The organism is Streptomyces sp. NPDC096323, assembly GCF_040302845.1.
Taxonomy (GTDB): Bacteria; Actinomycetota; Actinomycetes; order Streptomycetales; family Streptomycetaceae; genus Streptomyces.
The window spans coordinates 233,307-244,209 of the sequence record NZ_JBEOSI010000008.1; the positions used below are offsets into that span (position 1 = coordinate 233,307).

The 10,903-nt window shown below is 72.8% G+C and carries 13 protein-coding genes; 9 read left to right on the forward strand and 4 right to left on the reverse strand.

Annotated features, from left to right (window positions below):
• The first annotated feature begins 114 nt into the window (after positions 1 to 114).
• The 7 genes from ABTX18_RS23290 (at position 115) to ABTX18_RS23320 (ending at position 5,574) form a co-directional block, all read left to right on the forward strand.
• On the forward strand, positions 115 to 1,170 hold the full coding sequence (locus tag ABTX18_RS23290) for a type III polyketide synthase (RefSeq protein WP_352124659.1): 1,056 nt from the start codon (positions 115 to 117) through the stop codon (positions 1,168 to 1,170).
• Between the two features lie 12 nt (positions 1,171 to 1,182).
• Complete coding sequence (locus ABTX18_RS23295; RefSeq protein ID WP_352124660.1) at positions 1,183 to 1,704, forward strand: isoprenylcysteine carboxyl methyltransferase family protein; 522 nt, start codon at positions 1,183 to 1,185, stop codon at positions 1,702 to 1,704.
• Positions 1,701 to 2,714 carry an NAD(P)/FAD-dependent oxidoreductase gene (locus ABTX18_RS23300; RefSeq protein ID WP_352124661.1) on the forward strand — a complete coding sequence of 338 codons (1,014 nt, stop codon included), beginning with the start codon at positions 1,701 to 1,703 and terminating at the stop codon, positions 2,712 to 2,714. Before ABTX18_RS23295 ends, ABTX18_RS23300 begins: the two co-directional genes overlap by 4 nt.
• 124 nt (positions 2,715 to 2,838) lie before the next feature.
• Entirely contained in the window at positions 2,839 to 3,624 is a 786-nt protein-coding gene (locus ABTX18_RS23305; RefSeq protein WP_352124662.1) for an SAM-dependent methyltransferase, read from the forward strand.
• A 26-nt stretch (positions 3,625 to 3,650) separates the two neighbouring features.
• Positions 3,651 to 4,283: a class I SAM-dependent methyltransferase gene (locus ABTX18_RS23310; protein ID WP_352124663.1), complete on the forward strand. Its 633-nt coding sequence runs from the start codon at positions 3,651 to 3,653 to the stop codon at positions 4,281 to 4,283.
• A 161-nt stretch (positions 4,284 to 4,444) separates the two neighbouring features.
• A complete protein-coding gene (locus tag ABTX18_RS23315) occupies positions 4,445 to 4,792 on the forward strand; it encodes a DoxX family protein (RefSeq protein WP_352124664.1) in 348 nt (115 codons plus the stop codon).
• 107 nt (positions 4,793 to 4,899) lie between these two features.
• The gene (locus tag ABTX18_RS23320; RefSeq protein WP_352124665.1) at positions 4,900 to 5,574 is read left to right on the forward strand and encodes a hypothetical protein; all 675 of its coding nucleotides are present in this window, start codon (positions 4,900 to 4,902) and stop codon (positions 5,572 to 5,574) included.
• A gap of 27 nt (positions 5,575 to 5,601) precedes the next feature.
• Here ABTX18_RS23320 and ABTX18_RS23325 read toward each other — a convergent pair whose 3' ends face one another.
• Positions 5,602 to 6,093, reverse strand: a complete 492-nt coding sequence (locus ABTX18_RS23325; RefSeq protein WP_352124666.1) for a MarR family winged helix-turn-helix transcriptional regulator — start codon at positions 6,091 to 6,093, stop codon at positions 5,602 to 5,604.
• 119 nt (positions 6,094 to 6,212) lie between these two features.
• On the opposite strand from ABTX18_RS23325, the gene ABTX18_RS23330 reads away from it, so the two are divergent.
• Entirely contained in the window at positions 6,213 to 6,626 is a 414-nt protein-coding gene (locus ABTX18_RS23330; protein WP_352124667.1) for an organic hydroperoxide resistance protein, read from the forward strand.
• 84 nt (positions 6,627 to 6,710) lie between these two features.
• Here the strand turns inward: ABTX18_RS23330 and ABTX18_RS23335 are convergent, their stop codons facing one another.
• The 3 genes from ABTX18_RS23335 to ABTX18_RS23345 form a co-directional block, all read right to left on the reverse strand.
• The gene (locus ABTX18_RS23335; RefSeq protein ID WP_352124668.1) at positions 6,711 to 8,534 is read right to left on the reverse strand and encodes a protein kinase domain-containing protein; all 1,824 of its coding nucleotides are present in this window, start codon (positions 8,532 to 8,534) and stop codon (positions 6,711 to 6,713) included.
• Between the two features lie 95 nt (positions 8,535 to 8,629).
• Entirely contained in the window at positions 8,630 to 9,385 is a 756-nt protein-coding gene (locus tag ABTX18_RS23340) for an IclR family transcriptional regulator (protein ID WP_352124669.1), read from the reverse strand.
• A gap of 77 nt (positions 9,386 to 9,462) precedes the next feature.
• Positions 9,463 to 9,675 (reverse strand): MbtH family protein, encoded by a 213-nt coding sequence (locus tag ABTX18_RS23345; protein WP_352124670.1) that lies wholly within the window; start codon positions 9,673 to 9,675, stop codon positions 9,463 to 9,465.
• A 110-nt stretch (positions 9,676 to 9,785) separates the two neighbouring features.
• Here ABTX18_RS23345 and ABTX18_RS23350 point away from each other — a divergent pair, with 110 nt between their 5' ends.
• A complete protein-coding gene (locus ABTX18_RS23350) occupies positions 9,786 to 10,901 on the forward strand; it encodes an alpha/beta hydrolase-fold protein (protein WP_352124671.1) in 1,116 nt (371 codons plus the stop codon).
• Positions 10,902 to 10,903 lie beyond the last annotated feature (2 nt).

Consider the following 10,903-nt stretch of genomic DNA (forward strand, 5'->3'; position numbering starts at 1 on the left):
TGATCGTAGGGACTCCGGACACCGTGGACCTGACAGCCGCACGGGTTGTTTGCGGTGTTTTGTGCCGTGCGCGGGGCAGGGATGGGCCATGACGCCTGAGAAGCAGGGTTCGGGATGACCCGGATCGCCGCCGTGCACGGCACCCTCGCCCCGTACCGGCACACCCAGCGCGAGGTCACCGACATGGTGGCCCGCACCTGCCTGCCGCCGGGGGCCGACAGGCGGGTCCTGGACCGGTTGCACGAGAACGCCCGGGTGCGCACCCGCTCCATGGTGCTGCCGCTGGAGCGCTACGCGGAGCTGCGCGGATTCGGGGACGCCAACGACGTGTTCATCACGGCGGCCGTGGACCTGGGCGCCGAGGCGCTGCGCGGTGCGCTGCGGACGGCGGGGCTGCGGCCCGAGGACGTGGACCTGCTGATGTTCACCTCGGTCACCGGCGTGGCCGCGCCGTCCGTGGACGCCCGCCTCGTGGGGCGCCTCGGCCTGCGCCCGGATGTGAAGCGGCTGCCGGTCTTCGGGCTCGGCTGCGTCGCCGGGGCGGCCGGGATCGCCCGGCTCCACGACTACCTGCTCGGCCGGCCCGACGACGTGGCGGTGCTGCTCTCGGTGGAGCTGTGCTCCCTCACCTTCCAGCGCGGCGACGCGTCGCCCGCCAATCTGGTGGCGACCGCGCTGTTCGGGGACGGCGCCGCCGCCGTGGTGGCGCTCGGCGAGGGCCGGGCGCCGCGGACGGGTCCCGAGGTGATCGCCACCCGCAGCCGCATGTACCCCGACACCGGGCACGTCATGGGCTGGGACATCGGCGACTCCGGCTTCAAGGTGGTGCTCGATCCTGGCGTCCCCGACGTGGTGCGCCGCCATCTGGCGGACGATGTGGGCAACTTCCTCGCGGAGCACGGGCTCAAGCCGAAGGATGTGGCCCACTGGGTGTGCCATCCGGGCGGGCCCAAGGTTCTTCAGGCCGTCTCCGACGTCCTCTCGCTCCCCGAAGGAGCGCTGGACGTCACCTGGCGTTCGCTGGCCGACGTGGGGAACCTGTCCTCGTCCTCCGTACTCCACGTCCTGCGGGACACCCTGGAGGAGCGGCGGCCCGAGCGGGGTTCTCCCGGTCTGCTGATGGCGATGGGCCCGGGTTTCTGCTGCGAACTGGTGCTGCTGCGCTGGTAGGCCGGAGGACACATGATCTGGTACACGGCACTGGTGCTGGCCGTGGCGGGCGAGCGCCTCGCCGAACTCGCCGTCGCCCTGCGCCACACGCGCTGGGCACTGGCCAGGGGCGGAACCGAGTCGGGCCGCGGGCACTATCCGGCCATGGTCGCCCTGCACACCGCGCTGCTGGCGGGGTGTCTGGCCGAGGCCGGCCTCGCGGACCGGCCGTTCGTGCCGCTGCTCGGCTGGACCATGGTGGCCGTCGTGGTGGCCGCCCAGGCCCTGCGCTGGTGGTGCATCCGTACGCTCGGACACCGGTGGAACACCCGCGTCATCGTGGTGCCGGGCATGGCACTCGTGACGGGCGGCCCGTACCGCCTGTTGCGCCACCCCAACTACGTCGCCGTCGCCGCGGAGGGGATCGCGCTCCCGCTCGTCCACGGCGCGTGGGTGACCGCGCTGGTCTTCACCGTGCTCAACGCGGCGCTCATGGCTGTGCGGGTCAGGTGCGAGGAGGCGGCGCTCGCCTCCGCCGGGGGCGTTGCGGCGTGATCGACCTCCTGATCGCGGGCGGCGGCCCCGCCGGCCTCGCGGCGGCGATCCGGTCGGCCTCGCTCGGCATGGAGGCCGTCGTCGTCGAACCCCGTACCGCCCCCGTCGACAAGGCGTGCGGCGAGGGCATCATGCCCAGCGGGGTGGCGGCGCTGCGCGCCCTCGGCGTCGAGGTGTCCGGCCATCCCCTGCGCGGGATCCGCTACGTGGAGGGTGCGCGGAGTGCCATGGCGGCATTCCGCGGCCGGGCCGGGCTCGGCGTGCGGCGGACGGACCTGCACACCGCGTTGCACACGCGGGCGGTGGAGCTCGGGGTCCGGATCGTGCCGGGCAAGGTCGCGGAGGTCCGGCAGGACCATGACCGGGTGGGGGCCTGCGGGCTGACCGCCCGTTGGCTGATCGCCGCCGACGGGCTGCACTCCCCCGTCCGTCGTGCGCTCGGCCTGGACGGGCCGGGGGGCGCGGTGCGCCGTTACGGGCTACGCCGGCACTACCGCGTCGCCCCCTGGACGGAGTTCGTTGAGGTGCACTGGTCCCGGCACGGTGAGGCGTACGTGACGCCGCTCGGGGACGACCTGGTGGGTGTGGCCGTGCTGAGCGGGGAGCGTCGTGCGTACGAGAGCCAGTTGGCGGCCTTCCCGCGCCTGGCCTCCATGCTGCTCGGCCGGGAAGCCGGTGCCGTGCGCGGCGCCGGTCCGCTGCGGCAGCGCGCGCGGGCTCAGCGGGCGGGGCGGGTCCTTCTGGCCGGTGACGCCGCGGGCTACGTGGACGCGCTGACCGGCGAGGGGGTCGCACTCGCCGTGGCGACGGCCGGTGCGGCGGTGGAGTCGCTCGCCGCGGGCCGCCCGCAGGACTATCCCGCCCGATGGGCGCGGCTGACTCTGCGTCATCGCCTTCTCACCGCAGGTTTGCTGTCGGTGGCGCGGCGTCCCGCCACCGCACGGCTGATCGTTCCCGCCGCGCACCGCGCCCCCGCCCTGTTCGGTGCGGCGGTGCGCGCGCTGCAGTAGGGCCTGGCCGGTGCCGCGGATCGCGGGCGGCCGGTCCCGCGCCAACACCGCGTGATCAGCCCGAAGTTGCTGTGGCAGACTTCACGGCAGGAGCGGTTTCACCTCATCTGCAACGGAGCACGCCATGACGACAGGGACGTCCCAGCCCCCGATAGACACCAGCAGGCCGCAGTCGGCGCGCGTCTACGACGCGCTCCTCGGAGGCAAGGACAACTACCCCGTCGACCAGGCGGTCGCGGAACAGCTGCCCATCGAGGCGAAGATCGGCGCCCACCAGAACCGCGCCTTCATGAACCGCGCCACGGCATGGCTGGCACGGGAGGGCGTCGACCAGTTCCTCGACATCGGCACCGGCATTCCGACCGCGCCGAACCTCCACCAGATCGCCCAGGAGATCAACCCGGCGTCGCGGGTGGTCTACTGCGACAACGACCCCATCGTCCTGCGCCACGCCGAGGCGCTGCTGATCAGCCGGCCCGAGGGCGCCACCGACTACGTCCCGGCCGACGTCCGCGAACCGGACGTGATCATCGAGGCCGCGCACAGGGTCCTGGACTTCCGGCGCCCCGTGGCCCTGTCGATGCTCGGGCTGCTGCACTTCCTGCCCGACGACGTGGACCCGGTCGGCATCGTCCGCACCCTGACGGCCGCCATGTGCCCGGGCAGCTATGTGGTGCTGTCCCAGGGCGCGTCCGACGTCAACCCTGAGCGGGGGCAGCAGGGAGCCGACGAGTACGACAAGGGCGGCATCCGGCTCGCGCTGCGCACCCGCGCGGAGTTCGCCCTGTTCCTCGACGGGCTGGACGTCGTCGAGCCCGGCCTGGTGACCGCCCCCGAGTGGTTCCGCGACACGCCCGCGCCGGAGCCCGAGCACAGCGGACTGTACGTGGCCGTCGCCCGCGTACCGTAACGAACAGCAGCAGAAAGGGGTCCGCGATGGATTCGGCTCAGCAGCCCACCGCCGCCTCGGTGTTCGACGCTCTCGGCGCCGACTACGAGCGAGCGTTCGGCGGATCGGCCGCACATCACGCCTCGTTGGCGCTGCTGCTGGAGCGGCTGGCCCCGGGCAGCCGGGTGCTGGACGTCGGCAGCGGCACGGGAAGGCCGACCGCGCGGACCCTGACCGACGCCGGCCACGAGGTGCTCGGCGTCGATGTCTCCCCCGTCATGGTGGACATCGCGTCCCGGCAGGTGCCCGGGGCCGAGTTCCGCTGCGCCGATGTCCGTGAACTGCCGCTGGAGGACACGGGTTTCGACGCGGTCTGCGTCTACTTCTCGCTCCTCCAGCTCACCCGCGCGGAGCAGCGGGACGTACTGCGGCTGGCTGCGCGGGTGCTGCGGCCCGGTGGTCATCTGGCCGTGGCGACGGTGCCGCTGGACGTGGAGGGGGTGAGCGGCATGTTCATGGGACAGCCGGTGCGGGTGACCAGTTTCGCTGAGGAGGCGTTCACCGCGGTGGTGGCGGCGGCCGGATTCACGGTCCTGGCGCAGGAGAGCACCCTGTTCACCCCGGACCATCCGGCGGCCGTGCCCGAACCGCATCTGTTCCTGCTGGCTCGTCGGATCTGACACCTGACGGAGCGGCGCTGCGGGGGGCCGCGCGGACCGGCCCGGAAAAGAATCTTGGCGAACCTGTCACGTTTCCCCGTCGGGGCGTTTCAGAGCAGTGCCGGACCGGCCACCGAGGCCGGCGAGAACACACCGGCACCGCCCGATGAGGAGTTTCCACCATGTCCGTCGCCCACATCGTCGTCACGCTCGTCGCCGCCGCCATGGCCGGCTACTCCGCCGGCGCCCTGCTCTTCCGTGCCCAGTGGGTCGTCCAGGCCCTCAGCGACTACAGCGTCCCCCGCTCCTGGTGGACATGGCTCGGTGCGGCGAAGGCCGCCGGGGCCGTGGGCCTGGTCGCCGGGCTGTTCCTGCCGGCCGTCGGGATCGCGGCCGGGATCGGCCTGGTGCTCTACTTCGCCGGGGCCGTCGTCACGGTGATCCGCGCCCGCTGGTACACGCACATCCCCTACCCGCTGGTGTACGCGGCGCCGGTCGTCGGGGCCATGGTGCTGGGGCTCGCGGCCTGAGCGGCCCGGCTCCGGTCGCGCTGCCCGGGATCTCCTGTCGCTGAGATGCCGAACCCCGCGCCAGGACATACCGTCCATGTGGCTCGTACGCACATCGGAAGGTGCTGATGCGGAACACGAAGCGCGCTCGGTGCCGTACCTCCCACGGCTTCCCTCCGGGGGCGGCGGTCCGAGGAGCCGCGCGGGGGTTCACCCGCACGGCGGCTCGATGCTCGTCGGCCGCCCTGCTCACTGTCTCGCTCGCACTCGGCGCGGTGCCGCCGCCCTCGTACGCCGGCACTCCCGCCTTCCTGTCGGCGGGCAGCCGTGGCGGAGCCGCCGAGGGGTGCGACGAGGGGCCGGAAGCATGCCACGGCGGCGTGGGGTGGCTGTACCGGTACAGCTACTCACTGGGGCTGCACCCCTTCACCGGCCCGCAGGATGTACGCCGGCAGCTCACCGACAACTTCTGGCTGTTCCCGGTGAGCGGTGCGTGTCCGAGCCGGATCCGGCCGGCCGACGAGTGCGATCTTCTGGGGGGCAACCCGGTCCGCGTGGAGGCCGCCGGTGGCACCGGCCTGCAGATCGCGACCCTGCCCGGCCACGCACTGGGAGAGGGCCTGCACATCCGCTTCGCCTTCAGCCGTACCTTCGGGTTCCACTACCTGGTCGTGAGCGCCTGGCAGGACCGGCCGACCCGTTGCACAAAGAGCGCGCCGTGCACGGTGGCGAGCCGTGCGGGCGCCTGGGCGCTGTGGAAGGTGCTGTCCGCAACCCTGGCGCTCAGCGCGTACGCCGCCTGACCGCCGGGCGGCCGCTTCGCCCGGGTGCTACTTCTCGCCGACGCCGTCCGCCGCCGCGTCCAGAGCGGCCGTGAGGCGGTCGAGGCGGGCCCGCAGGTCGCTGATCTCCTCCAGGTCGAAGCCCGTCGCGGCGGCGATCCGGCGGGGCACGAGCAGCGCCTGCTCGCGCAGCGCCGCGCCCTCGTCCGTGAGGTGCACGTGCACCGACCGCTCGTCGAGGGCGCTCCGCTCGCGCCGCACCAGGCCCGCCGCCTCCAGGCGCTTCAGCAGGGGCGACAGCGTGCCGGAGTCCAGCCGCAGATGCTGCCCCAGCGCCTTCACCGGCAGCTCGCCGTGCTCCCAGAGCACCAGCATCACCAGGTACTGGGGGTAGGTGAGCCCCAGGTCCTTGAGGAGCACCCGGTAGACGCTGCCGAAGGCGCGCGAGGCGGCGTTCAGGGAGAAGCAGATCTGCTGGTCGAGGCGGAGGTAGTCGGCCTCCTGCGGGGCCCGGCGGGCGGGACTGGGCGTGGTGGTCATGACTTCAGCATAACGCCGCGTCCTCCATTTGATTGTGCACAACTTAATTGTGTGCTTGACTTGAGGGGAAGCGGCCGGACACCGCCGCCGAACATGAGCTTCGAGAGGAACCGGTTTCCATGGAATCGATCTACACCGCCGTCGCCACCGCCACCCACGGCCGTGACGGCCGCGCCGTCAGCTCCGACGGCAAGCTGGATCTCCAGCTGGCCGTGCCGGTGGAGATGGGCGGAAACGGTCAGGGGACGAACCCGGAGCAGCTCTTCGCCGCCGGGTACGCCGCGTGTTTCGCGAGCGCTCTGGGTCTCGTGGGCCGTCAGGCCAAGGTCGATGTCACCGACGCCGCCGTGACGGGTGAGGTCGGCATCGGCAAGCAGGGCGAGGGCTTCGGCCTCGCGGTCACGCTGCGCGTGGAACTGCCCGAGTCCCTCGACGAGGCGACGGGCCGCAAGCTGGTCGAGCAGGCCCACCAGGTCTGCCCGTACTCGAACGCCACGCGGGGCAACATCCCGGTCGAGCTCGTCATCGAGTAACCGGGCAGGCGCATGGCCGAGTGGCCGGGCAGCGGGTGCGTGGCGGCGGCGGACGCGTCGCCGCCCCCGCCGTGGTGGGGCGCGTCAGGCGTGGAAGCCGTTGCAGACCACAGAGGTGTAATCCGATGGCCCGCCCTCCACGTGGTAGATCACGACGGTCCAGTCGCCCAGGTCGTCCCCCACGGGGAGGGCGTCGACGGTGCCGTCCTTGAAGTGGCCCCGGAAGTCGTCGGGGTACCTGAGTTTTACGGTGCCGCCCGAGGACCATCGCCCGTACAGGTCGACCGGTTTGCTGGTGAAGCCGATGCCCTTGCCGACGGACCTGAGCGGTCGGCCGGTGGCTCGGTCGGTCTCGTGCGGGGGCCGTACCCCGACGGAGACGTAGTAGGGCTTGGGCCGCTCGCCCTTGCCCACGCCCTCGGGGCGCAGCGACACCGTGGCGATGTCCGAGCCGGTGGTGTGCGAGACGGAGGAGAACAGGCCGTCCGGCGGCGAGTCCTCCGGAGGGTTTTCGTTATCGCATGAGCCACTGCGCAGGGCGGCTTGCTCCGGGTCCGTCGACAGGGTCCAGCGGTCGTGAGAGACGCGGTCGTTCAGCAAGTGGCCGGGGGGCCCGGCAACCCGGCTCCCGCCGTCAGGACTGTTCCCTTCCGGACTCTTCCCTTCCGGATTCGCACCGGCTGACCGGGACGCGGCCGGCTGCCCGGACCGGGTATTCCCGGGCGTGGCCTGGGCATCGCCCTTGTCGCCCCGGTCCGGAAGCAGCCAGACCGTGAGCGGCGCGGCGAGCGCGACCGCGCACACGGCGAGCCACGTCGTCCCCCTCGGGGTGCGACGCTGCCGTTCCGGGCCGTCGTACGGTGCCGTGGTGCCGGGCGCCCTCGTGGACCCGGCCTCATCCGACTGCCCGGCCCGCCCGTCACCCGTCGTCCCGGTCCCGCTGCCCGTTCCCGCGGCACGCACGGTGTCCGGCTCCGGTCGCGGCCCCTGCCGGGGATCCGCGTGCGACGGTACCGCTGACGTGTCCTGCGCCGACGGCGGAGTCGGTACGGGCACGGGGTCGGCCACCCGCGCCACCGCGCGGTAGTGCGGGTCGGACGCCAGCGGGGAGTCCACCGCGCATCCGGCGATGACGGCGGCCAGGCCGGGCCGGGCCGCCGGGTCCTTGGCCACACACGCGCGGATCAGTGCCGCCGTCGTCGGCCGCACCCCCTCCAGGTCGATGTCCTCGTACACGGTCCGGAAGTTCACGGCCGCCGCCTCGCCCGCACCGTACGGAGGCCGGCCGGTCACCGTGTAGGCGAGGGTCGCGCCCAGCGCGAAGACGTCCGCCGCCGGTCCCGCCTCGTTGCGCAGCAGCACCTCGGGGGCCGTGAAACCAGGCGTCCCGGATGCCAGCCCCTCCTGCGTGAGGATCGTCTGCTCCAGCCCTCGCGCGATCCCGAAGTCGATGAGCTGAGGCCCCTGCGGCGAGAGGATGACGTTTTGCGGTTTCAGGTCCCGGTGGGTGATCCCGTGAACGTGGACGGCGGCCAGGCCCTCGGCGAGTGCGGCGAGCAGGCGCAGCGCGCTGTCCGGCGGGAAGGGGCCGCCCGCGCCCACGGCGGCGCGCAGGGTGGGCCCTGCGACGTACTCGGTGGCCAGCCAGTAGGGGGACGAGTCGAGCGAGGCCTCGATCAGCTGAGCCGTGTACGCGTTGCGTACGGTCTCGACGGTCGCGACCTCCCGCCGGAAGCGGGCCAGCGCGTCCGGGTGCTCGCTGATCTCGTCGCGGATGACCTTCACCGCCACCAGGCGTCCACCTGGAGACCGGCCGAGATACACCTGCCCCATGCCTCCCGCGCCGAGGCGGGCGAGCAGCTGGTAGGCGCCTATCCGCGCGGGGTCCTGAGGCCGCAGAGCATCCACGGCCCGACTCTGCCACACCGGTCCGCGCGGCGGACCCGCCGACCCCGACTTGCGCCCGCTCCGCGGATGGTGGCCGGGGCCGGCCCTCACCGATATCAGTCCCGGAGCGAGAGTCCCCTGGACACGCGGATCGCGGAGGTCAGCAGCCCCTCTCGGACGTCGACGGACCGGTACATCCGGTCCGACCGGAAGGAGATCCCGAGCGAGCCGACCTGATCGCCGCTGTACACGGGCACCGCCACGCAGGTGGTACCCCGGGTGTACTCCTCGCGGTCCATGACCAGCGGAGCCGCCGAGGCGTCCAGCTGGCGGATCAGTTCCTCCCGGTGCGTGATGGTCCTCGGGGTGAGTCCGTTCAGGGAGTGCCGGGACAGGTAGTCGGCCCGCGCCTCCTCGTCCAGTTCTCTCAGCACGCTCTTGCCCAGGGCGGTCGCGTGCCCGGCGTCCTCGAAGCCCACCCAGAGGTCCACGCGCGGGGTCCTGGCGCTGTCGACGATCTCCAGGACCCGGATCTCACCCTCCTCGTACAGAGTCAGGTAGACGGCGGCCGAGAGATCGTTCCGCAGTGCGGCGAGAACGGGGCGGACGCGCTTGAGCAGCTCGTGCCCGGTGTGGTCCGGGCGCGGCGCGGTGCCCGTGTCGGCGAGGACGTAGGTACCGTCACCCAGCTTCGTCACGAACCCGTCCCGGGCCAGCCCGGGCAGCATCTCGCTCACCGTGACCGGAGGAAGCCCCGCTTCCCGGGCCAGCTGGTGCGCGGTGGCCCCGCTCCCGTGCGCCCCGACGGCCTCCAGCAGGCGGAGGGCACGTCTGACGGCCGCGACGGGACCGGGTCCGGCTTGGTGGGCCATGTCCCCAAGCATCGCCCCGGGACCCGGGACCGGCAACGCGTCCCGGCAGCGGACGGCGGGGTCCCGTCGTCGACCGCTCAGGCGTCCCCGGATACGGCGAGGGACCGGGGCCGCAGATCGGTCCAGTGGGTCTCGACGAAGCCCAGGCACGCCTCCCGGGTGTTCTCGTCGAAGGCGATCGCCCAGCCTTGGGGCACCTCCGCGAACGACGGCCACAGCGAGTGCTGGCCCTCACCGTTCACCAGGACCAGGAACCGGCCGTCGGGGTCGTCGAACGGGTTGGTGCTCATGTTCAGAACCTCCTCGGTCAAAGACAGAAGATCAAGGAAGAACTTAGGTTAGGCTCCCCTAATCGACATGAGCTTAGCCTTTCTCCCTTCCCCCTCACAAGGAGACGTTCATGCCCCGGCTGACCGAACGGATCCGCACCGAGCACGACTTCGCCGCGTTCGGACTGCCCGGCGCTCCCGGTTCCGACGCGTTCTGGGCGGCGGCGCGGACGCCTGCGTCGGTCCGCGCCGGCGACGACGGCTGGGTGACCCTGTTCCTCTGGCGCGGCTCCCCGGCGAGCATCGGGTTCGAGAGCTGGTCGGAGCCGGTCCCCCTGTGCCGGTGGCGCGACACCGACTGCTGGTACGCCGCAGTGCCCATGCCCGAACGGCTGCGCGTCACCTACCGGTTGCTGGTGGGCGACGCGGCGTACGCCGACCCGTTCAACCCGGCCGGAGCGGGGATCGACCGGTCCCTCGCCGCGACCCCGGACGCGCCCGCCCAGCCGCACTGGCCCGTGGTCGGCTCCGACGACGTACTCCCTCTCCCCCGCGCCCGGCTCCGCTGGAACAGCGCGCGGCTCGGCGGGCGGCGCACGGTGCGTCTCCACCCGGCGGGCGGCGGCGGACCGGTGGTGCTGCTGCTCGACGGGGACGACTGGCTGTATCTGCATCCGGCCATGACCGCGTTCGACGCGGCCGTCGCCGCGGGCGAACTGGAGCCCGTCACTCTCGTCCTCGTGCCCGCCAAGGACCGGGCTGCCGAGTTCGCGGCCGGGACCGGGCTCTGGGAGGCGGTCCGGGACGAACTGCTGCCGCTGGTCGCGGAGTCGGGGGTGCCCGCGGACCTGGACCGGCTGGTGGTCGCCGGGCAGAGCCTCGGCGGGCTGAGCGCGGTGAACGCGGCCCTGGACTTCCCGGAGCTGGTGTCCCGGGTCGCCTGTCAGTCGGGGTCGTTCTGGTGGACGCCTGACGCACTGGACCTGGCGGACCCCCTGGGCGGTCCCACCGGCGGCTCCGTGGCCGCACGCCTGCGGGAGCGCCCCGATCTGACCGGGCTGCGGGTCGCCTTCGACGCCGGGGAACACGAGCCGCGGATGCTGCCCCACTGCGCGCTGGTCGAGGCCCTGGCGGAACAGGCGGGCGCGACGGTACGGGTGGCACGGTCGGCTTCCGGTCACGACCGGGCGGGCTGGCGGCACGCCCTGCTCAGGGACGTCGCCTGGGCACTCGGCGAGGGTCCGTAACG